The sequence below is a fragment of the Streptomyces sp. NPDC007808 genome (assembly GCF_042868655.1).
Classification (GTDB): Bacteria; Actinomycetota; Actinomycetes; order Streptomycetales; family Streptomycetaceae; genus Streptomyces.
The window spans coordinates 245,677-267,805 of record NZ_JBIAEQ010000005.1 but is presented as its reverse complement, the minus strand read 5'-3'; the positions used below and the strand labels follow the sequence as shown (position 1 = coordinate 267,805).

At 72.2% G+C, this 22,129-nt stretch carries 18 protein-coding genes; 12 read left to right on the top strand and 6 right to left on the bottom strand.

What is annotated here, in order from left to right:
* Positions 1–12: 12 nt before the first annotated feature.
* Positions 13–639, bottom strand: a complete 627-nt coding sequence (locus ACFYNL_RS20330; protein ID WP_388805236.1) for a LysE family transporter — start codon at positions 637–639, stop codon at positions 13–15.
* A 334-nt stretch (positions 640–973) separates the two neighbouring features.
* Here ACFYNL_RS20330 and ACFYNL_RS20325 point away from each other — a divergent pair, with 334 nt between their 5' ends.
* Entirely contained in the window at positions 974–2,191 is a 1,218-nt protein-coding gene (locus tag ACFYNL_RS20325) for a cytochrome P450 (protein WP_388805233.1), read from the top strand.
* A gap of 12 nt (positions 2,192–2,203) precedes the next feature.
* Complete coding sequence (locus ACFYNL_RS20320) at positions 2,204–2,452, top strand: ferredoxin (RefSeq protein ID WP_388805230.1); 249 nt, start codon at positions 2,204–2,206, stop codon at positions 2,450–2,452.
* A 63-nt stretch (positions 2,453–2,515) separates the two neighbouring features.
* On the opposite strand, the gene ACFYNL_RS20315 is transcribed toward ACFYNL_RS20320, so the two are convergent.
* Positions 2,516–3,067, bottom strand: a complete 552-nt coding sequence (locus ACFYNL_RS20315; RefSeq protein WP_388805227.1) for a TetR/AcrR family transcriptional regulator — start codon at positions 3,065–3,067, stop codon at positions 2,516–2,518.
* 111 nt (positions 3,068–3,178) lie between these two features.
* Between ACFYNL_RS20315 and ACFYNL_RS20310 the strand changes: the two genes are divergently transcribed.
* Positions 3,179–3,637: a nuclear transport factor 2 family protein gene (locus ACFYNL_RS20310; protein ID WP_388806231.1), complete on the top strand. Its 459-nt coding sequence runs from the start codon at positions 3,179–3,181 to the stop codon at positions 3,635–3,637.
* 91 nt (positions 3,638–3,728) lie between these two features.
* Positions 3,729–4,256 carry a flavoprotein gene (locus ACFYNL_RS20305; RefSeq protein ID WP_388805224.1) on the top strand — a complete coding sequence of 176 codons (528 nt, stop codon included), beginning with the start codon at positions 3,729–3,731 and terminating at the stop codon, positions 4,254–4,256.
* Between the two features lie 46 nt (positions 4,257–4,302).
* Here ACFYNL_RS20305 and ACFYNL_RS20300 read toward each other — a convergent pair whose 3' ends face one another.
* Positions 4,303–6,768, bottom strand: a complete 2,466-nt coding sequence (locus tag ACFYNL_RS20300; protein WP_388805221.1) for a cellulosome protein — start codon at positions 6,766–6,768, stop codon at positions 4,303–4,305.
* Positions 6,769–6,912: 144 nt separating this feature from the next.
* Positions 6,913–7,983: a LacI family DNA-binding transcriptional regulator gene (locus tag ACFYNL_RS20295; protein WP_388805218.1), complete on the bottom strand. Its 1,071-nt coding sequence runs from the start codon at positions 7,981–7,983 to the stop codon at positions 6,913–6,915.
* Between the two features lie 50 nt (positions 7,984–8,033).
* Here ACFYNL_RS20295 and ACFYNL_RS20290 point away from each other — a divergent pair, with 50 nt between their 5' ends.
* Positions 8,034–10,154 (top strand): alpha-galactosidase, encoded by a 2,121-nt coding sequence (locus ACFYNL_RS20290; protein ID WP_388805215.1) that lies wholly within the window; start codon positions 8,034–8,036, stop codon positions 10,152–10,154.
* Positions 10,155–10,215: 61 nt separating this feature from the next.
* Positions 10,216–11,184, top strand: a complete 969-nt coding sequence (locus ACFYNL_RS20285; RefSeq protein WP_388806229.1) for an aldo/keto reductase — start codon at positions 10,216–10,218, stop codon at positions 11,182–11,184.
* A gap of 13 nt (positions 11,185–11,197) precedes the next feature.
* On the opposite strand, the gene ACFYNL_RS20280 is transcribed toward ACFYNL_RS20285, so the two are convergent.
* Entirely contained in the window at positions 11,198–12,019 is an 822-nt protein-coding gene (locus ACFYNL_RS20280; RefSeq protein ID WP_388805212.1) for a phytanoyl-CoA dioxygenase family protein, read from the bottom strand.
* A gap of 62 nt (positions 12,020–12,081) precedes the next feature.
* Between ACFYNL_RS20280 and ACFYNL_RS20275 the strand changes: the two genes are divergently transcribed.
* Both ACFYNL_RS20275 and ACFYNL_RS20270 read left to right on the top strand, forming a co-directional pair.
* Positions 12,082–13,002, top strand: a complete 921-nt coding sequence (locus tag ACFYNL_RS20275; protein ID WP_388805209.1) for a helix-turn-helix domain-containing protein — start codon at positions 12,082–12,084, stop codon at positions 13,000–13,002.
* Positions 13,003–13,346: 344 nt separating this feature from the next.
* Positions 13,347–15,383, top strand: a complete 2,037-nt coding sequence (locus ACFYNL_RS20270; RefSeq protein WP_388805206.1) for a ricin-type beta-trefoil lectin domain protein — start codon at positions 13,347–13,349, stop codon at positions 15,381–15,383.
* A 265-nt stretch (positions 15,384–15,648) separates the two neighbouring features.
* Here ACFYNL_RS20270 and ACFYNL_RS20265 read toward each other — a convergent pair whose 3' ends face one another.
* On the bottom strand, positions 15,649–18,033 hold the full coding sequence (locus ACFYNL_RS20265; RefSeq protein WP_388805204.1) for a SpoIIE family protein phosphatase: 2,385 nt from the start codon (positions 18,031–18,033) through the stop codon (positions 15,649–15,651).
* A 341-nt stretch (positions 18,034–18,374) separates the two neighbouring features.
* Between ACFYNL_RS20265 and ACFYNL_RS20260 the strand changes: the two genes are divergently transcribed.
* The 4 genes from ACFYNL_RS20260 to ACFYNL_RS20245 all read left to right on the top strand — a co-directional run bounded on the left by ACFYNL_RS20260 (position 18,375) and on the right by ACFYNL_RS20245 (position 21,849).
* On the top strand, positions 18,375–20,618 hold the full coding sequence (locus ACFYNL_RS20260; RefSeq protein WP_388805201.1) for a glycoside hydrolase family 9 protein: 2,244 nt from the start codon (positions 18,375–18,377) through the stop codon (positions 20,616–20,618).
* Positions 20,619–20,666: 48 nt separating this feature from the next.
* Entirely contained in the window at positions 20,667–21,131 is a 465-nt protein-coding gene (locus tag ACFYNL_RS20255; RefSeq protein WP_388805198.1) for a hypothetical protein, read from the top strand.
* A gap of 91 nt (positions 21,132–21,222) precedes the next feature.
* A complete protein-coding gene (locus ACFYNL_RS20250) occupies positions 21,223–21,468 on the top strand; it encodes a hypothetical protein (protein WP_388805195.1) in 246 nt (81 codons plus the stop codon).
* A gap of 3 nt (positions 21,469–21,471) precedes the next feature.
* Positions 21,472–21,849 (top strand): toxin Doc, encoded by a 378-nt coding sequence (locus tag ACFYNL_RS20245; RefSeq protein ID WP_388805192.1) that lies wholly within the window; start codon positions 21,472–21,474, stop codon positions 21,847–21,849.
* Positions 21,850–22,129 lie beyond the last annotated feature (280 nt).

Below are 22,129 nucleotides of genomic sequence, written 5' to 3'. Positions count from 1 at the left end.
ACACAGGTGCGGCTACCCGAGCATCCGCACGGCCAGCGCAAGGATCACGCCGCTCGACACCAGCGCCGTCAGCAGCCGCCCCCGATGTCCCGTCAGTACCCGCCCCAGCAAGGCCCCGCCGCCGGCGAGCAGCAGTTGCCAGCTCGCCGACGCGGCGAACGCCGCCAGGACGAACACGCCCTGTTCCAGCGGCGACAAGGGGTCCGTCGCCCGGGTGCCGAGGACGAGTGCCGTGAAGTAGATGACGGTGGTCGGGTTGAGCACGGTGATGCCGAGCAGCGCCAGGTAGGCGCGCGCCGGGCTCGGGGGAGGGGGCGTCGAGCGTGGGGCGGCGAGCCGGTGGTCGCGGTAGCGGCGTACGGCGACGACGGCGCCCCTGACCGCGAGTACGGCAAGGACCAGGGCGGACGCCCAGCGCAGCGGCGTCAGGACCGGGCGCAGCGCGGGGGCGAGGGCCGAGCCTCCCAGGGCGGCCACGAGGGCGTAGAGCCCGTCCGCCGTCGCGACGCCGAGCGCGGCGCAGATCCCGGTCCGCAGGGAGGTGCGGGCGGTGAGGGAGACGAGGTAGGTCGCGACCGCGCCGACCGGGACGGCGATGCCGTACCCCGCGAGCAGGCCCGCGACGAGTGCGGCGGTCACGACGCGCAGGGCGTTGGCCTCCGGGGGACGCCGGTCTGCTGCTGGTACCGCGTCGGCAGGGCGGCGGCGGTCAGCGGCAGGAAGGCGATGGTCGTAGGCATGGCCGGATTCTGCGGGCAGCGGCCGCCCTGCGACAAGCGGTTTTCCCGGAGCGTCCGTCGCGCCGTCCGGGTGATCGGACGCCGGTGCGGCGATCTTCGGCCAGATTGCCGGTGCGCTCGATCTGGCCGAACTTGTCGTGGCCCTCTAGGTGCCTCGGGCATCTAATGAAGATCGGCACGACCACCCTTCGTCTGCGAGGTCTTCCGTGACAGACACGACGGATATGACGGTCATGGCAGAGGGGGCGGGCGGGACGGAATCGCACCCCGTCGCCTTCCCCGCGAGCCGTAACTGCCCCTACCACCCGCCCACCGCCTACGCCCCCCTGCGCGACGCGCGCCCGCTCACCCGGGTGAAGCTCTACGACGGCCGCCTCGTCTGGATGGTCACCGGTCACGCCCTCGCCCGCACCCTGCTGGCCGACCAGCGCCTGTCCTCGGACCCCCGGCGTCCCGACTTCCCGTGGCCCGTCGCGCGTTTCGCGGAGGTCCGCCGCCGCAGGACCGCGCTGCTGGGCGTCGACGACCCCGAACACCGCGTCCAGCGGCGGATGATGATCCCCAGCTTCAGTCTCAAGCGAGCGGCCGCCCTGCGTCCGCGGATCCAGCAGGTCGTGGACGAACGGCTCGACGCGATGATCGCCCAGGGGCCTCCGGCCGAGCTGGTGAGCGCCTTCGCCCTGCCGGTGCCCTCGATGGTGATCTGCGCCCTGCTCGGCGTCCCCTACGCGGACCACGAGTTCTTCGAGGATCAGTCCCGCCGGCTGCTGCGGGGCCCGACGGCCGCCGACTCCCTGGACGCGCGCGAGCGCATGGAGGCGTACTTCGAGGAGCTGATCGACCGCAAGCAGCGGCAGCGGGAGCCCGGCGACGGTGTCCTCGACGAACTCGTGCACCAGCAGCTGCGGGACGGTGAGCTGGACCGCGAGCTGCTCATCGCGATCGCGATCATCCTGCTGGTCGCCGGCCACGAGACGACCGCCAACATGATCTCCCTCGGCACCTTCACCCTCCTCCAGCACCCCGACCGGATGGCCGAGTTGCGCGCCGACCCGGGGCTGGTGCCCGCCGCCGTGGAGGAGCTGATGCGGCTGCTGTCGATCGCCGACGGCCTGCTGAGGGTCGCCGTGGAGGACATCGAGGCGGCCGGCGAGACGATCCGGGCCGGCGACGGCGTGATCTTCTCCACCTCGGTGGTCAACCGCGACGAGGCCGTCTACCCGGACCCCGACGCCCTGGACTGGCACCGGCCTGCCCGTCACCACCTCGGCTTCGGGTTCGGTATCCACCAGTGCCTCGGTCAGAACCTGGCCCGGGCCGAGATGGAGATAGCCCTGGGCTCCCTCCTCGACCGGCTGCCGACCCTGCGCCTGGCCGTCCCTGCGGAGGAAATCCCCTTCAAACCCGGCGACACGATCCAGGGGATGCTGGAACTCCCCGTGGCCTGGTAAGAGGCTCCGGTCATGCACAACGAAACGCACGAATCAGACGGAACGCGCGAAACGCGCGACCTGCACATCGACATCGACCACGACCTCTGTGTGGGCGCCGGCCAGTGCGCCCTCGCCGCCCCGTCCGTCTTCACGCAGGACGACGACGGCTTCAGCACCCTGCTGCCCGGCATGGAGGACGGCGGCGGCGACCCGATGGTCCGGGAGGCCGCCCGGGCCTGTCCGGTCAGCGCCATCACCGTGTCGGAAAACGGGAGTTGACGCCGGGCACAGCGCCCGGCGGTCACGACCGTGGCGGGCCCGCACCCCGAGGTCGGGCCCGCCTCAGCGCGCCGCCAGCAAAGACCGCGCCGCCTCCCGGGCCTCGGCGGCCGGTCGCGTACCGCCGGTGATGCCCGCCGTGACCATGGCGCCCTCGGCCAGCAGGTACAGCGGCCCGGCGAGGGCCTCGGGCAGCCCCGCCCCGGTCACCAAGGAGGCGAGGTAGTCGCGGAACGCCCGCTTGTGCGCCCGGACCTGGTCCGCCACCCGCTCCGACCGCGCCCCCAGCTCCCCGTACGAGTTGATCCAGGCGCACCCGCGGAAGCCCTCCTGCCCGAACCACTCCTCCAGCCAGTCGTACACGGCCAGGATCCGCCGCTCGGGGTCCGCGTGCCGCTCCACATGGGCGGCGAGGAGCGCGCGCCAGCGCACGTCACGTCGCTCCAGGTACGCCTCGACGAGCTGTTCCTTCGCCGGGAAGAGCTGGTAGAGCCGCTTGAGCGAGACCCCGGACGCGCCCCGGATGTCATCCATGCCGACGGACTGGATGCCCCGCCCGTAGAACAGCCTCTCCGCGGCGTCCAGTGCGTGCTCCCGGGCGGTTGCGCTGTCCATGGACGACCCACTCCTTGACGAGAGAACGTACGTTCTCCTACGGTAGCAGCCCGCCGGAGAACGTACGTTCTCCGCATGCCGCGCCCAGCGCGCCCGGCCTTGGAGGACGCCATGACCGCCCGCCCGCCCCTGCCGCCGTTCACCCGTGAGAGCGCCGCACAGAAGGTGCAGGCCGCCGAGGACGCCTGGAACACCAGGGACCCGCACCGGGTGGCGCTCGCCTACTCGCAGGACTCGGTGTGGCGCAACCGCGACACCTTCCTCACCGGTCGCGCCGAGATCGTCGCCTTCCTCACCGCGAAGTGGGCGCGGGAGCGGCAGTACGCGCTGCGCAAGGACCTGTGGGCCTTCGACGGCAACCGCATCGCGGTCCGCTTCCAGTACGAGTGCCAGGACCCCGACGGCCGGTGGTGGCGCTCGTACGGCAACGAGTTGTGGGAGTTCGACGGCCACGGCCTCATGACCCGGCGCGAGGCGAGCATCAACGACGTGCCGATCGAGGAGGGTCAGCGCCGCATCCACGGCCCGCGGCCCGAGAACGAGCGCGGGTCGGCCTCCCCCGTGCGTTAGTGCTGTCCGCACAGTCCGCACAGCCCCGCGCGCGGACGGCGGGACCGTACGGACACGACCTGGCCCCGAGCGCGTTGAGTAGGGTTCCCGAGTGACCCCACAGGCCCCGAAGCCCTTCCTCTACGTCGTCGTCTGCGCCGCCGGCATCGCCCGGGACGTCAGCGAGCTCATCACCGCCGCGCAGCAGCGGGACTGGGAGGTCGGTGTCATCGCGACGCCGGTCGCGACGAACGGCTTCCTCGACACCGCCGCCGTCGAGGCCCTCACCGGCCGTCCGGTGCGGTCCGCATGGCGTACGCCCGCCGACCCGCGCCCCTTCCCCACGCCCGACGCCGTCGTCGTGGCACCGGCCACCTTCAACACCGTCAACAAGTGGGCCGCCGGTATCGCCGACACGCTGGCTCTGGGGACCCTCAGCGAGGCGTACGGCCTCGGCGTCCCCATCGCGGCCCTGCCCTGCGTCGCCGACGCCCTGGCCGCCCATCCGGCGTACCAGGAGAGCCTGATACGGCTCAGGGGGATGGGAGTGCGCTTCGGCCAGCCGTACACCGGCGAGGCCGGGGTGGGCGGTGAGCGCCCGGACTTCGGGTGGGAGCGCGCGCTGGACCTGCTGGGATGAGACGGGCGACCCGGGGCCCCTCGGCCCGGGTCGCGGCGGGCCGTGGTCAGCCGATGACTCGGCCCAGTTCGATCCGGTCGATGTTCGGCGCCCAGGCGCTCGCGTTGCCGAACGTCACCTTGTTGGCGCCCTTGACCAGGTCGACCGGGACGCCCACGGTCCAGTAGTCGTCCCAGCTCCAGGTGTTCTTGAAGGTCACCTTCAGCGGTGCCGCGGAGCCCACCGTGACGTCCGCCGTACGGGACATGATGTCCGTGTTGTAGGCGTGGCCGTTGTCGCGGCGGTCGTCGTGCGCGTAGTGGACGACCAGCAGGTAGCGGCCGGACCGGGGAGCGTCCACCGTGAACTCGGCGGTGCTGTAGGGGCTGTTGCCCAGCCGGCCGATGTACGAGCCCGCAAAGGCGTGCGGGGAGTCCACGAGCCGGGCGCCGCCCGAGAGGGTGGCCGAGGCGCCCGCGCGGGACAGGGTGCCGGTCGTCGAGCCGTCGCCCGAGACGTCCAGGGAGCGGACGGCCGCGTGGCCCGATGTCATCGCCAGGCGGTTGTTGCCCGCGAGGAGGTAGAGCCGCAGCGGGTGGTCGGGAGCCGCGGTGACCGTCTCACCGTGCAGGCTGAGCTCGACGGCCGCCGTGGCCCGCGAGGTCACCGTGTAATAGCCGTCGCGCGGCGCGTAGACGTCGAACACCGCCTTGTCACCGGTGCGCAGGACGAGGGCGCCCGTGCCGACGCCGGCCGAGGACGAGTAGTCGTACGACGGTCTGCCGCTGATGTCCGCCAGCGTCGCCTCGTACGACGTGGAGTCGGCGGCGGTACGGGCCGTCAGGTCGATGCGGTCGAGCGTGACCTCGGCGTCACCCTTGGCCAGCGTCAACAGGTGTTCGCCCGCCCGCAGTCGGATGCGGACGTCCTTCCTGGCGCGGTACGTCCAGTTCTCGGTGGAGGGGTAGGTGACCGTGACCGGGTCGCCACCGTCGATGGACAGCTGCTGAGTGGCCGGCCCGCCGGACTGGTTGCCGTACAGGATGGCCAGGTCGTACATGCCGTCCTTCGGCACCGTCACCGAGAAGGCGACCTTGCTGCCGGGCCGGTCGAGGGAGCCGACGTCCTTGGTGCCGGAGGCCGCGTAGCCGTTGGCGTTGTGGACCGTGCCGTGCGTGTGGACCTTGCCGTCGGTGATGGCCGCGTCCTCGGCCTCGTACGAGGCCGACCAGGGGACGGAGGCGGGGGAGGGGCTTGCGGAGCCACCGGGTGTGAGGACGACGCGGTACGCGGACATCCGGTGCAGGCCGCGGAGCGGGACCGTCACCGAACCGTCGTCCGCGACCCTCACCTCGGTGCGCGCCAGGACGCGCGGCGCCGCGTGCTGCCCTTCGTAACCCGACCAGGCGGCCTCGGCGACGGTCGCCGTCACCGTACGGCCGAACACGGACCGGGGGACATGGCGCACGACGACGTCCGCGTCACCGTCCGAGCCGCCGAGCAGCACCTGGGCCTGGCGGCGGGAGGTGTCGAGGGAGGCGAGAGCCTGGAGCGTGTCGACGGTGTTCGGCCGCGGCGGCGTCACCTTCACGGTGTCACCGGTCAGGCCCGCGTACCAGCGCAGCAGCCACCAGCCGCCGTTGGGGACGTTGGAGCGCACCACATGGCCGCTGAGATTGCCGGCGGCGTCCCAGTACGCCATGTTCGCGTACACCTTGTTGCGCTCGAACATGGACACCCACTGCACCAGCTGCCCGGGCACGGACAGGTCGCGGCGGTTGGCGTACTCGTCGATGCTGATCCTCAGTGGTGGGACGCCCGCCGCGCGCTCCAGCTGCCGGTAGTCGTCGTAGTGCGCCTGGAAGTCACGCAGGGATCCGGAGTCCAGCTCGTGCCACGTCATCACCTGGGGCAGCACGTCCTCCCGCTTGGCGAAGGCGAGGAAGTCCCTCAGCAGACGCGGGTGGTAGGCGGCTTCGTTGGGGCCGGCTATCCGCGCGTCCGGGTCGATCGCGCGGATCCGGTGGTGGACCGTCTTCCAGTCCCCCAAGAACCGGTCGCGGTTCTTCTCGTACTGCGCCTGGTCCTCGACGCCGAGCTCGTACCAGATCTGGTCGGGCTCGTTGAACGGGATGTAGACGAAGCGGTCGCTGTTCGGGTCGGCCGAGACCGCCTCGACGATCTTGTCGACCCTGGGGAGGTAGTCGTCGATGCCGAGGTCCTCGTACGGCCACTTGGCGTAGACGTCCTGCATCATCACGTTGATCTCGCCACCGCCGTTGCGGAAGAACGACTTCGAGACCGTGAGCGCGTCGCCGTTGGGGTGCTGGGCGCCGCCCTCCGGCTTCTGCGAGATGCTGGTGAGCTTCAGGGGCTCCAGCGCGGCATCGCCGGGCACCCCGTCGTCGCTTAGCCCGTACAGCGAGCCGTTGGCGCCGAGCATCACCGGGCCCTCGGAGGCGCTGAGGTCGACGGTGAGGCGCTGCGGGTCGGCGGGCGCCGCGTGGCTCGTCGCGGGGGGAGTGACTGCCATGACTGCTGCTCCAAACAGTGTCGCGATCAAGGCGGTTGCGGGGCGGGACGTCACGCGCGATCTCGTGCCGGTGCAGGTGAGCACGCTGCTGTGCCTCCCGTCACGTGACTCCTCCACCGGTGAGTGCGGACCCGGCCGCGGCGCTCACAGGGCGGGCCGGGCGTCGGCGGGCGGTGGGCCCGAGCTCTCGCGCACCACCAGTTCCGGTACGGAGACGGGGTGCGGGGCGATGGGCGCGGATTCCTCCAGCACGCCGTGCAGCAGGGCGAACGCGGCCCGTCCGAGGCCGGTGAAGTCCAGACGCACGGTCGTCAGGGACGGGGTCAGGAAGGCGGAGTGCGGGGCGTCGTCGAAACCGGCCACGCTGACCTCGTCCGGCACCGGGCGGCCGGACTCGTGCAGCGCGCGGAGCACACCGAGCGCGAGGTCGTCGTTGCCGCACAGGATCGCGGTGACGGACGGGTCCCTCGCCAGCCCCAGCCCGGCCGCGTGCCCACCCGCCGGCCCCCAACTGCCCTGCACCGGACGGGGCTGCGGGGCGCCGGCCTCCTTCAGTGCCTGCCGCCAGCCGCTGGTACGGGCGCTGGTGCGGCGGGTGCTGGAGGGGATGGCGACGTAGTGCACGGTCTCGTGGCCCAGGGCGAGCAGATGCCGGGTCGCCCGGTAGGCGGCCTCGCGGTCGTCGGTCCACACCCAGGGGCTCTCGTCGGCGGGCGGGCGCGCCGGGGTCTCGACCACACCGACGACCGGCAGCCCGGCCGGCACGGTCGTGAGCGCCCGGACGCCGGCCGGGTCGTAGGCGATCACGATGAGCCCGCCGCCCGCGTCCGCAGCGCGCTGCACCGCGGCGGCGACGGCGGCCTCCTCGGCCGACTCCAGGACGCCGATCCCGACGGCGTAGGACGCCGCGCGGGCGGCCTCCTCGACACCCCGCAGGATCGAGGCGTGGCCGAAGTGGGTGGTGTCGGCGGTGAGCACGGTCACGACCCGGCTGCGTCCGCTGGCCAGGGCGAAGGCCGAGGCGTTACGGCGGAAGCCCAGCTCCTCGACGGCGGCGAGCACCCGCCGGCGGGTGGCCGGCCGCACGCTCGGGTGGCCGTTGATGACCCGGGAGACGGTCTGGTGCGAGACTCCCGCGGCCGCCGCGACGTCTCTGATGCTCGCCGGGCTCCTTGTGTGACCGGTCACATTCACGCGAGGATTGTGACCGGTCACACAGGGGTCGTCAAGAGAGCGCAGCGAGCGCTCGCCGAGGGGGCAGCATCTTGACCGGTACGGCGAACGCGGATGCCGACGAGCCGCCAAGGACGTTCACTTGGGGCCACGCCGCCCTGGAGGCCGAGTTCGCCGTCGCCTCCGACGGGACCCCGCGGCTGATCCGGCTGGGCGACACCGACTCCGCCGACCCGGAAACCGCCGCGCTCCCGCTCGTCGACCTGACCGCGTTCGGCCACGGCAGCGGCTGGTCGGGGCCCCGCTTCACCGGCACGGCCTTCGGCACCCGCCTGCGGTACCGGGGCCACCGCACCGCGAGACGCGGCGACTGGGAGCGGCTGACCGTCGAACTCCACGACCCCGTCAGCGGGTTGAGAGCCGACGTCGACCTGTCGTCCCCCCGCGGCGTGCCGGTGCTGCGCTCCCGCGTCCGGCTGAGCAACGAGGGCGCCGAACCCCTCGTCGTCCAGTCGGTCAGCAGCCTGCTGCTCGGCGGCCTGCCCTCCGCGGACACCCTCGACGTGCACCGGGCCCGCAACGACTGGCTCGCCGAGTGCCGCTGGCAGGCCGAGCCGCTGCGCCTGGCCGTCGCCGACATCGACGCCGACGCCCATCAGCACGACAGCCGGGCCGCGTTCGTCCTCACCGGCCGCGGCAGCTGGCCCACCGACGGCCACCTGGCGATGGGGGCGTTGACGCAGCGCGAAGGAGGCCGTACCTGGCTGTGGCAGATCGAGTCCCCGGCCGGCTGGCGCTGGGACCTCGGCGAACGCGCCCACGGCACGTATCTCGCACTGAACGGCCCCACCGACGCCGAGCACCAGTGGCGGGTCCGGATCGCGCCGGGCGAGGGGTTCACCACCGTGCCCGGGGTGCTCGCGCTCGGCTCCGATTTCGACGCCGCGACGGGCGCCCTGACCGCGTACCGCCGGGCCGTGCGCCGCCCGCACCCGGACCACACCGCTCTCCCGGTCGTCTTCAACGACTACATGAACACGTTGATGGGCGACCCGACGACCGAGAAGCTGCTGCCGCTGATCGACGCGGCAGCCGACGTCGGCGCGGAGTACTTCTGCATCGACTCCGGCTGGTACGACGACTGGGCGGACGGCGGCTGGTGGGACAGCGTCGGCGCATGGCTGCCCTCCCGGCGGCGCTTCCCCGACGGCGGGATCCAGCGGGTCCTGGACCGGATCCGCGAGCGTGGCATGGTGCCCGGGCTGTGGCTGGAGCCCGAGGTGGTCGGCGTCCGCAGCCCCGTCGCCTCCGTGCTCCCGCCCGAGGCCTTCTTCCAGCGCGACGGCGTCCGCCTCAGCGAACAGGGCCGCCACCAGCTCGACCTGCGGCACCCGGAAGCCCGCGCCCACCTCGACCGGACCGTGGACCGGATCGTCGGCGACTGGGGCGTGGGCTACCTCAAGCTCGACTACAACATCGTCGTCGACCCGGGCACCTGCGCGCCCGGCGACCTCGCACCCGGCGCCGGCCTGCTCGGCCACGCCCGGGCCTACCTGGAATGGCTGACCGCGACCCTGGACCGCCATCCCGGACTGGTCGTCGAGAACTGCGCCTCCGGCGGGATGCGCATGGACGGCGCGACCCTGGCCGCCACCCAGCTGCAGTCCACCAGCGACCAGCAGGACCCCCTGCTCCTTTCCGCGATCGCCGCCGCCGCGCCGACGGCGGTCCCGCCCGAGCAGGGAGCCGTCTGGGCCTACCCGCAGCCCGAGTACGACGACGACCTGATCTCCTTCACCCTGGGCGGGGCCCTGCTCGGCCGCGTCCATCTGTCCGGCCACCTGAACCGGATGTCCGACCACCAGCGCGGGCTCGTGCGCGAGGCGGTGAGCGCGTACCGGACGATCCGGGGGGACCTCGCGACAGCCGTGCCGTTCTGGCCGCTCGGGCTGCCGGGCTGGACGGACCAGTGGCTGGCGCTGGGCATGCGGGTGCCCGGTGACCGGACGTCGTACGTCTCGGTCCGGCGCCGGGCGGGGGAGGAAGAACTGCGGTTGCCGGTCTCGCATCTGGCGGGCCGGGAGGTACGCACCGAGATCCTCCACCCCTCGGCCCCGGCCTCCGGCACGGCGGTGTGGGACGGCGACGGACTGCGGGTGCGCCTGCCGCGCGCCCCCGGAGTGCTGTTGATACGGCTCACGTCGGCCGCGTAGCGGGATGAAGACGCCGCGTACGCTCCCCTTGATGGCCGACCCGAAGACAGGAGCAGCAACGATGCAGTACGTGAAGCTCGGTTCGACGGGCCTGGACGTGTCGCGGATCTGTCTGGGCTGCATGACCTACGGGCTGCCCGACCGCGGCGTGCACGAGTGGACCCTCGACGAGGCGGAGTCGAGGCCGCTGATCAGGCAGGCGCTGGACGCCGGCATCAACTTCTTCGACACCGCCAACGTCTACTCCGACGGCACCAGCGAGGAGATCGTCGGCAGGGCGCTGCGCGACTTCGCCCGCCGGGACGAGATCGTGCTGGCGACGAAGGTGAACGGCCGGATGCGGCCCGGACCCAACGGTGCCGGACTCTCCCGCAAGGCGATCATGGCGGAGATCGACCACAGCCTCGCCCGTCTCGGCACCGACTACGTCGACCTTTATCAGATCCACCGCTTCGACCCGCACACGCCGGTGGAGGAGACGATGGAGGCACTTCACGACCTGGTCAAGGCGGGCAAGGTCCGCTATATCGGGGCGAGTTCGATGTACGCGTGGCAGTTCTCCAAGATGCAGTACACGGCCGAGCGGCACGGCTGGACCAGGTTCGTCTCGATGCAGAACCACTACAACCTCCTCTACCGCGAGGAGGAGCGCGAGATGCTGCCGCTCTGCGCGGACCAGGGCGTCGGCGTGCTCCCCTGGAGCCCGCTGGCCCGCGGACGGCTCACCCGGGACTGGGGCACGGTCACCGAGCGCAGCGCGGTCGACGACTTCGGCAGTCGTCTGTACGTCGACGGTGACCGCACCGTCGTCGAGGCCGTCGCCCGCGTGGCGGACGAACGCGGTGTCCCACGCGCCCGGATCGCCCTCGCCTGGCTCCTGCACCAGGACACGGTGGCGGCCCCGATCGTCGGCGCCGCCAAGCCGCACCACATCGAGGACGCGGTGGCCGCGGTCGAACTCGCGCTCAGTGAGAAGGAGTTGGAGGAACTCCAGCAGCCCTACGTGCCGCATCCGGTCATCGGTCACTGACCGTCGGGCGCGCTCAGTGCGGACCGTGCGGTGCGAACTCCGTGCCGCACGGGCCCGCGCCCTCGCTCTCGGGCAGTGCGACGGGGTCGCCGTTCATCGTCCGGGTGCGGTAGTAGCGGCCGATGCGCTCGGCGGAGCGGCCCACGTAGTGGCCGATGAAGGAACGGCGGAAGCGGTCGGCCGAACGGTTCGGCTGGGAACCGTGCACCAGGCTGCCGTTGAAGAACAGCACGTCACCGGGGGCCATGTCGACCGGCACGGCCGTCAGACCGGGCGGCGGCGGTACGTACTCCCGCGCGAAGGACACCTGCGCGTCCGCCGTCCGAGGGCAGAACAGGTCCATGGCATGGGTGCCGGGGACGACTTCCAGACCGCCGTTGTCCCGGTCGATCACATCGCAGGCGATCCACGCGGCCACACAGGTGCCCGGTTCGACCCGGAGATAGAAGTTGTCCTGGTGCAGTGCCTGCCCGCGGGCCCCCGGCGGCTTGAAGTAGAACATGCTCTGCGCGGCCAGCACCTCCTCCCCGAGCAGCGCCTCCAGCACGGCGCGCAGTCGGGGGTCGAGCAGCACCCGCAGCGACAGTTCGTCGATCTCGTGCGGGTGCATCACCCTCGGGTACACGCGCAGCGGGTCGTCGTCCGACGGGTGGGGCTCGAAGTGCCCGGGCACCGGCCCGGCCGCGTGCAGCGCGGCGAACCGTGCGCACAGCCGGTCGATCTCGTCAGGCCCGAACAGCCCGCGCGTGACCGTGAAGCCGTCCTCGCGGAACCGACGCAGCCCGGCCTCGGGCAGGATGGGGGCGCCGGCGGCGCCGATGTCCAGGGCTGTCATGCGTCCACTCCTCGGTCAGGCGGCCTCGCCCGCCACGCTAGGACGATCCGGATCCCGGGAGGATGACCGTGAGCGCTGACGGATTGCCCGGGACTGCCGCGCCCGCCGTCCCCGCCCCGCCGCCGGGCCTCGTGGTGGTCGGGCGATACGACCAGCCGCCCGGGTACCGGGTCGACCGTCCACGCGGCGCGGACAGCTGGCTGTTCACCTGGACGACCGCGGGCCGCGGCCGGCTGCGGCACGGGGACGCCGGGACGGGAGCCGGCCCGGGGGACCTGGTGGTGCTCGCGCCGGACGTCCCGCACGGCTACGGCGTCGAACCGGGCGCCGGCCACTGGGAGTTCTGGTGGGTGCACTGCCAGGCCCGGCCCTCCTGGCGGTCCTGGCTGCGCCCGTACGGCACCGGCGCCGGTCTGTACGTCGTGCCCGCGACGCCGGACGCGGTGCACGGCCGTGTCGAGGCGGCGTTCCACCGGATGCTCGCCGACGCCCGCTGGACGGGGACGCAGGCGCCGCCGGTCCCGGTGCCGGGCGCCGAGGGCGTGGCCGTGGCGCACGGCACCGCGGCCCGCGAACTCGCCCTGTGCGCCCTGGAGGAGATCGTCCTGCTCACGGCGGGCACCGCGCGCACGACGCCGCACGGCCCCGGCGTGGACTCCCGGATCCGCCGGGCCCAGGCCCTGATCGACGCCGACCCGGCCGCAGCGCACACGGTGCGCTCCCTCGCCGCGCACGTGGCGCTCTCGCCCTCCCGGTTCGCCCACCTCTTCACGCAGCAGCTCGGCCGGTCACCGATGCGCGCGTTGCGCGAGGCGCGTCTGCGCCATGCCGCCCGGCTGCTGGAGAGCACCGACCTGTCCGTGGAACGCGTGGCCGCGGCCTCCGGGTTCGCGAGCCCGTTCCACTTCAACCGGGTGTTCCGCGAGCGGTACGGGACACCGCCCGGCGCGTACCGGGTTCACGGTTCAATGGTTGGCGGGTGACTTGTGAAGGCGCGGTGAAGGCATGCGTGGCCCTATGACCAGGAGAAAAAGCGGCAGTGCGGTGTCCCAATGGTTTGCACTCGTGTTCATGGCGAATGAGGGAATGCCATTTTCGATTGGCCGCGGGGATTGGCGGCAATGGGTGAGCACCCACTATTGACCATTCGTCAAACAACGACGGTCGCGCGGGCAATGCACAATAATCCGGAGTCCCTTGTTCCCTGCCCCTGACCTGTGCAAAGGTGTGCTTCGCTCCCGCACTTCCCGCGCTTCGCCAGGCGCGCCCGGAGCATACTCAATGGTATGGACCTTCAATGCCGCATGCCCTCCGGAGGAATGCCACCGTGCACGACGCTGGCCTGTCGAATTCCCCTCGCGACGCCCGTCACCTCGAAGTGACGGACGCTCAACTGAGCACCGAGCTCAAGCGGTGGACAGGGGCGACACCAGCGCTTCACCCCGTCGGTGAACTCCTCGACCGGCACTGGGAAGCGGGCGTCGCCTATGCGCGGTTGTGCACCGTGGACGCCCGTTCCGCGGGGATGCTCACCACCGCGGCATTCACCCGGCTTTTCGGCGAGACTCTGCGGCACACCGGGCCGAGTGCCGCATGGCGTCCCCAACTGCTCGTCACCGTGGGCCGTATCGCGACCGAGTGGGACACCGACCACAGACGGGACATGCTCCACCTCGAACTGCGGTCCGACGCGAACCATCCGGAGCGCGCCGCCGCCCGACTGCTGCCGCCGGCCAACCGCCGGCTGCTGTCCGAGGCCTTCATACGGCTTCCCCAGTCGGCTCGCTGTCTGCTGTGGCACACCGAGGTGGAGTCGGAGCCGACGGCCGTACCGGCCGCGCTCCTCGGCCTGGACGAGGAGTCCGCCCGCGTCGACCTGGGCCGGGCCCGCGACCGGCTGCGCGAGGAGAGCCTCCAGGTCCACCGGGAGCTCGCCCCCGAGCAGGAGTGCCGGCGGTACCTGCGGATGCTCGACGTGACCTACCGGCGCGGCGGCGTCGACGTCGACCCCGACCTGCGCGAGCACCTCAACCGCTGCGGGCACTGCAGCCAGACCGCCGAGCAACTGCACGTCTTCAACACCGGGCTCGGTCCCGCCCTGGCCGAGGCGGTGCTCGGCTGGGGTGCGGGCGCCTACGTGGAGGCGAGAGCGAGCCGGCTCGACGAGCCGACGGAGCCCGCGCCGGAGCCGGCCGCGGCGATAGCGGGCGAGTCCTTCTTCTGCGACGGGGCCACCGGCGCGCCCGAGGCGAAGACCCCCGGCCCTCCCGAAGCCGCCCCCGGCCGCCCGGTGTCAGGTGCCCCGTGGGGCGAGGCCCTCGTGGGAGAACGCCCCGGTTCCGTGACCGCGCCCTTCCCCCCTGCGGGCGAGCCCGTGGGAGCGACGGCCGACCCCGCCGCCGGCATGCCCGTCACGTCCGGTGCGCCCCGTGCCGGTGCCGGGGCCTCCGCACCCGCGCCGATGGGCCCCCGGCGGGCCCGTAAGGCCGGCCGACGCACCACCCCGCGCACCGGCGCCGCGGCCCCGTCCCCCTCCGGCGAACCCCGCGCCGGCGACGCCGCGCCCCGCTCCGGCGCCCGCGCCTACTCGGGCCGCGCGGCCTTGAAGGCCGCCCGCCGTGCGACCCGGCGCCGCCACCTCACGGCCGCGGTAGCGACCGTCAGCGCCCTCGTCGTCCTCCCGCTCGTCGTCTGGTCGTCCCTCGACTCGGGCGACGACTCCGCCCCGGCCGCGCAGGACCGCCCTTCCGACGCCCCCGACTCCGGCGGCACCACCACCGGCAATCCCTCCTGGGCCGGCGCCGCCGAGGCCGCCAAGGGTGATCTGCGCGGTCGGCTGCACAACATCGGGTCCGGGATGTGCGTCGACGTCGTCGGCGGCAAGGTCGTCGAGGGAGCGGAGACCGCACTGGCCACCTGCTCCTCGGCCCCCGGTCAGCAATGGGCGTACGAGACCGACGGCCTGCTGCGCAGCGCCGCGAACCCCGATCTGTGCCTCGACTCCCACCTCGGCTACTCGGTCCGCCTTGCCCCCTGCACGGGCGCCTCGGAGGCGGTGGCCGACGACGTCCGCTACGACTTCACGCTCCAGGGCATGCTGGTGCCGCGCTTCGACCAGGAGCTGGCCCTCACTCCCGCCGCCACCGACGGCTCGGGCGCTCTGGTCCTCAAGGCCCGCGACGACGACGGTGACGCCCAGCACTGGGTCATCGACACGTCGAGGACGGAGCTCCAGATGGAGGCGGTCACCTGGGTCTCGGAGGCGGAGGCCGAGAAGGCGACCGCCACGCCGCCCCGCACCCCGAAATCCGCGCGGAAGCCGGGCCCGACCGCGACACCGTCGGCCGCGCCGTCGAACCCGTAGCCGACGGCCACGAGCCCGTCGCCCACCGACACCTGCTCCTCCCACCCGTCCGCGTGGTCGCGGACGACCCCCACGGTCCGTCCGGCGGCGGGTACGGGGGCTTCGGCCACGGCGGCACCGGAGGCGACGGGGGCGGACACGGCGGTGACGGCCGCCGCTGACCCCGGGACCGGCGCGGCTCACCCCGGCTCACGCGACGCGTCCGGGGCCGGCCCGACAGTCAGGGCGTGCCGGGCTCGGGGAGGGATCAGTGCGCCCGGCGGCGTCACACCTCGCCGAGCAGGCCGATCTCCGCCCAGATCGTCTTGCCCTCCGTCGTGTGCCGGCTGCCCCAGCGCTGGGTCAGCTGAGCGACCAGCAGCAGTCCACGGCCGCCCTCGTCGAAGACCTTGGCGCGGCGCAGATGCGGAGCGGTGTGGCTGGTGTCCGACACCTCGCAGATCAGTGTGGCCGCGTCGTGGATCAGCCGGAGCCGGATGGGGTGGGCGCCGTAGCGGATGGCGTTGGTCACCAGCTCACTGACCACGAGCTCCGCGGTGAACGACGCCTCGCTCAGGCTCCAGGTGCCGAGTTGCTCCAGGACCTGCTTGCGGATGGGGGCGACGAGCGCCGGGTCCGCCGGGATGTCCCAGGTCGCCACCCGGGCGGCGGGCAGCCCCTGGGTGCGGGCCAGCAGCAGCGCCACGTCGTCGGCGGCGCCGCCCGACGGGAGCAGGGCGTGCAGCACGTGGTCGCAGGTCTCCTCCAGGGAGTCGGCGGCGGCCGACAGCGCGTCGCACAGAAGCGCGTGGCCGGCGTCGACGTCCCGCTCACGGCTCTCGATCAGGCCGTCGGTGTAGAAGGAGAGCACCGTGCCCTCGCGCAGCTCGATCTCGGCGGACTCGAACGGCAGCCCGCCCAGGCCGAGCGGCGGCCCGGCCGGCAACTCGATCTCCCGCGCCCGGCCACCGGGCGGCACCATGACCGGCGAGGGGTGGCCCGCCCGGGCCATCGTGCAGCGCCGCGAGACCGGGTCGTACACCGCGTACAGACACGTGGCGCCGACCTCGCCGGGGCTGTTGTCGTTGCCCGTCTCCTCGGACAGCCGTACGACGAGATCGTCGAGGTGGGTGAGCAGTTCGTCGGGGGCGAGGTCGATGTCGGCCAGGGTGCGGACCGCGGTGCGCAGCCGGCCCATGGTGGCCGAGGCCTGGACGCCGTGGCCGACGACATCCCCGACCACCAGCGCGACCCGCAGCCCGGACAGCGGGATCACGTCGAACCAGTCGCCGCCCACCCCGGACCGCGCCGCCGGCAGATACCGGGAGGCCGCGTCGACGGCGGCGGTGCGCGGCAGGGACCGGGGCAGCAGGCTGCGCTGCAGGGCCAGGGCGGTCTCGCGCTCGCGGGAGTAGCGGCGGGCGTTGTCGATGCAGACGGCCGCGCGGGCCGTGATCTCCTCGGCCAGCAGGACGTCGTCGGGTGTGAACGGCTCGGGGTTCTTGAACCGGGTGAGCACGGCGACCCCGAGGGTGGTGCCACGGGCCTGGATCGGCACCGACATGGTGGTGTGGATGCCGTACTCCTTGATCCGCTCGGTGCGGGCCGGATCCCAGGCCAGCCAGTCCTCCAGATCCCCGGTCGACGTCGAGGCCACGATGGTGTGGCCCGCCAGCAGGGCGTCCGCCTGGGGCGAGGGGGTGGGATACACATCGAGCCGCCCCGGCCGGGCCACCGCTTCCGGGTTGCCCGCGTTGACGGACCGGTGGGCGGTCCGGCGCAGGGCGACCGGCGCGGTGAGTCGCCCGGAGGGCAGTTCGCTGCCGTGTTCCTGCGGGTCCAGCAGGTCGACGCTGACGAAGTCGGCGAGCGCGGGCACGCAGACGTCCGCGAGCTCCTGGGCCGTGCGGGTGACGTCGAGGGTGGTGCCGATGCGCACGCTCGCCTCGTTCACCAGTTGCAGCCGTTCCTGGGCCACGTACTGCTCGGTGAAGTCGTGGGCGGCGACGGCCACTCCACGCACCCGCCCCTTGCCGTCGACGACCGGCGCCAGGCGGGCCAGCCAGGCGTGCGTCCGGTCGCCGCCGACCGGGACGTAGGTCCGTACGTCGGTGCCGCGTCCGGTCGTGAGGACGCGGAGAAGCTGTCGTTCGACGTCGTAACTCTGCGGTCGGCCGGTCACTTCGGGCGCCCGCAGCCCGCGGACGTTCTCCTCGGCCAGCATGAGGATCTCCGACATGACGGGGTTGATCCTGCGCAGCCGAAGCCGGTCGTCGTAGATCGCGATGGCGCAGGGCGAGTCGAGCAGTCCGACGTCGTCCAGCGGATCGTCGGGCAGACGCCGGCCGTCCTGCTCGACCGGCGTGACCACGAGCCAGCGGTGCGGGCCGTCGTCCTGCGCACGCACCCGGTGTGCGAGCAGCCATACGGGCAGTGTGCCGCCGTCACGGCGACGCAGGGTGAGGACGCCGTCCCAGCGGTCGCCCTCGAAAGCGGGACGTCTGCCCCTGTCCGCGTCGGCCAGCAGGTCGGCGGCGGGCCGCCCCAGCACCTCGGCGGCGCGGTGGCCCAGCAGTCGCTCGGCGCCGGCGTTCCATTCCACGAGCGTGCCGTCGGCGTCGATGACCGCCCGGGCCGTCGCGGCCTCGTCGAACGGATAATCCGGGCTCATCTCGGCACTCCATTGCGCACACTCACCGTGAACAAGCGTGTCACCGGGGCCCCAGCCTAGTGCGTCGGCGACCCGCCCGTATCGGAATGACCGTCACACGACCGCCCTCGCGGGCACCCGGATGCCGGGAGGTTCGACGGCGTCCACAGGGACTCCTCCGGCCACCGCAACGGCGAGGAGGCCGGTGGTGTCTGCCGGGCGAGCCGCCGGGCGGTCCGGGCGCAACCAGTCCCGTCCGGACCGTTGACGGCGTGTCATGTTGCCGACAAGCATGGCCCCATCCGCGGCTGGGAGCGCTCCCACCGCGAGCGTCACCCGTACCTCACCCGAGGAGCCCAGACGTGAAACGACGCAGAAGAACCCTGCTGTCCCTGACGGCCTTACTGGCGGCGGGACTCGTCGCACTGCCTGCCGCCCCCGCGGGAGCGGAAGAGGTCGAGCAGCTCAAGAACGGCACTTTCGACACCACCACCGAGCCGTGGTGGGCGACCAGCAACGTCACCGCGGGCCTGTCCGAAGGGCGGCTGTGCGCCGAGGTCCCCGGTGGCACCGCCAACCGCTGGGACGCCGCCGTCGGGCAGAACGACATCACGCTGGTGAAGGGGGAGTCGTACCGCTTCTCTTTCACCGCGAACGGTTCGCCCGAGGGACATGTGGTGCGGGCGATCGTCGGCCTGGCCGCCGCGCCGTACGACACCTACTTCGAGGTGACGCCGGAGCTGAGCGTCTCCGGGAATGCGTACTCCTACACCTTCACCTCGCCCGTGGACACCTCGCAGGGCCAGGTCGCCTTCCAGCTAGGCGGCAGTGCGGACGCCTGGCGCTTCTGCATGGACAACGCCTCACTGCTGGGCGGCGTCCCGCCCGAGGTGTACGAGCCCGACACCGGGCCGCGAGTACGGGTGAACCAGGTCGGCTATCTGCCCGCCGGGCCGAAGAACGCCACGCTCGTCACCGACGCCACCCGCAGGCTTCCCTGGCAGCTGAAGAACGGGTCCGGGGCCGTGGTGGCCCAGGGCTGGACCGTGCCCCGCGGCACCGACGCCTCCTCCGCGCAGAACGTCCACTCCATCGACTTCGGCCCGTACCGCAAGCAGGGCAAGGACTTCACGCTGGTCGCCGACGGGGAGGCGAGCCGCCCCTTCGACATCGGTACGGCCGCCTACGAGCGGCTGCGCCTCGACGCCGCGAAGTACTACTACACCCAGCGCAGCGGCATCGCGATCCGCGACGACCTGCGCCCGGGCTACGCCCGCCCCGCCGGACACGTCGACGTGGCCCCCAACCGGGGCGACGGCGACGTGCCCTGCCAGCCGGGCGTGTGCGACTACCGGCTCGACGTCACCGGCGGCTGGTACGACGCCGGCGACCACGGCAAGTACGTCGTCAACGGCGGCATCTCCGTGTGGGAGCTGCTGAGCACCTACGAACGCGAACTGCTCGCCCGCACCGGGGAACCGCAGAAGCTGCGCGACGGCACGCTCGCCATCCCGGAGAGCGGCAACAAGGTGCCCGACATCCTGGACGAGGTCCGCTGGGAGCTGGAGTTCCTGCTGAAGATGCAGGTGCCCGCGGGACAGCCGCTGGCCGGCATGGCGCATCACAAGATCCACGACGAGCAGTGGACGGGCCTGCCGCTGATGCCGCACGAGGACCCGCAGAAACGCGAACTGCATCCGCCGTCCACCGCGGCGACCCTCAACCTGGCGGCGACGGCCGCGCAGGCGGCGCGCCTGTACAAGCCGTACGACAAGGAGTTCGCGGCGAAGACCCTGGCCGCCGCCCGCACGGCCTGGTCGGCGGCGCTCGCGCACCCCGACCGGTACGCCTCGGAGAGCGACGGCATCGGCGGCGGCACCTACGCCGACAACAACGTCACCGACGAGTTCTACTGGGCCGCTGCGGAGCTGTATCTCAGCACCGGCGAGAAGGAGTTCGCGGACCACGTCCTGAACTCCCCGGTCCACACGGCCGACATCTTTCTTCCCGTCGGCTACGACTGGGCAAGGACCGCGGCAGCGGCGCGGCTGGACCTGGCGACCGTGCCCAGCAGGCTGCCCGGCCGGGACAAGGTGCGCCAGTCCGTGGTCAAGGGGGCGGACCGCTACCTGGCCACGCTGAGGTCCCACCCGTACGGCATGCCGTACGCGCCCGAGGGCAACCTCTACGACTGGGGTTCCAACCACCAGATCCTGCACAACGCCGTCGTCATCGCCACGGCGTACGACATCACCGGTGCCTCCAAGTACCGGGACGGCGCGGTGCAGAGCATGGACTACATCCTCGGGCGCAACGCGCTGAACATGTCGTACGTGACCGGCTACGGCGAGGTCGCCGCCCGCAACCAGCACGCCCGCTGGTACGCCCACCAGCTCGACCCCAGCCAGCCGAACCCGCCGGTGGGCACGCTGGCCGGCGGGCCGAACTCCGGTATCCAGGACCCCTACGCACAGAGCAAACTCAAGGGCTGCGTCGGGCAGTTCTGCTACATCGACGACATCCAGTCCTGGTCGACGAACGAGCACACGATCAACTGGAACTCGGCGCTGACCCGGATGGCGTCGTTCGTGGCGGACCAGGCGTAAGCGGAAATCCGCTGGTAGGGGTTCCATGACCGCGGCGATACTGCGGACATGAGCAGAATCGCGGAGGTCATCGTGCTGGCCCTGGGAAATTCCCCCGAGGTCATGGAGCCCCTCCTTGAGCACGACGACGAGCGCACCTGGACCGGCAGGTTCGTGCCCATCCCGAGTCCCCTGGGCGGGGCCATCGGGTACGGCTGGGCGTCGGAGTTCGTCCGGATGGGTTCCCGGACGGGGCTGCTGAAGCACCTGGAGTCGCTGCCCTGGGACCGCCCGGAGAGCGTCCAGGTGCTGATCCACGACGAGGAGGACGACTGCTTCGGGCTGTGGATGATCCACGACGGCGCGCTGGTGGAGATCCCGCTCCCCGGTACCGAGCGGTTCCACGGCCCGGCGCCCGAGACCTTCGAGTTCGCGCCGAGCCCGGGACTTCTGGTACGCACGGACCAGGGCGAGGGGTACTGGCGTCCCGAGCAGACCCCGGAACATCTGCGTGACCCCCGCCCGGCCTGGTAGACCACTCGTCCCTCCGGCTCCGGTACCGGCGTACATCACACTTGACCTGCAGGTATTTACGGGTAAGTACCCGAGCGGTACCGTGAGGGGCATGCCAGCTCTCAACGTGGAGTTCAGCGACCGCGAGCTTGAGGACCTGCGGCAGATCGCCAAGGAGCGCGGTACGTCGATGAAGGCGCTCGTGCGGGAGGCGGCCGCGGCCGACATAGCGCGGCACCGGGCGCTGCAGGAGGGCGCCGAGGCGTTCCGACGGTTCTTCTCGACGCACGCCGAGGAGTTCGCGGCCGCCTTCCCCGACGACGAACCGCCCGCGAAGGGCGAGGGGCGGGCCGCCTGACCGATGGCTGCTGTCATCCACATCGACGTGCCCTGGCTGCTCCAGCGTCACGAAGAGGTCCTGCCGGACCAGCCCACGATCAACGACTTCTCGGCGTTGGTCGCCGCCGTCGCCCGCCATCGCGTGGATCCGCCCCGTCTGGGCGTCGACTCCGACCCGGCCTGGCGGGCCGCCGCACTGCTGCACACCCTGGCCCTGCTCAAGCCGCTGCCTTCGGCCAACGCCCGCTTCGCCTGCGCGTCCGCGGTCGCCTACATGTTCGTCAGCGGTGTCGGCATCGACCCGCCCTACGGCGCCCTCGTCGATCTCGCCCGCGACCTGATCGCCGGCAGCACCGATGTGTACGGCGCGGCGGACCGGCTGCGTTCCTGGCAGATCTGAGTCCCGCGGGGAATGCCGAAAGGTGCGCGGGGGCGGCGAGTTCACCACCGTATCCGACTTTCCCTCAACGGTACGGATGTTGCCCGAGTGCCTTGTTGGTCATGAGCGGGCTGTGCAAGGGTGAAGTACCCGTGGGGGGTGGAAAAGGCCTGGCTCATTCGTGCCGAGGGGAACCGGGGCGGAAGGGTATCGGTGAATTCACGCTCCCCTCGCTCGCGTCGAAAAGGTACGCATCAGACCACTCGTCCTTTTCGGCGGCCAGACCTTCTGTGTCACCTGC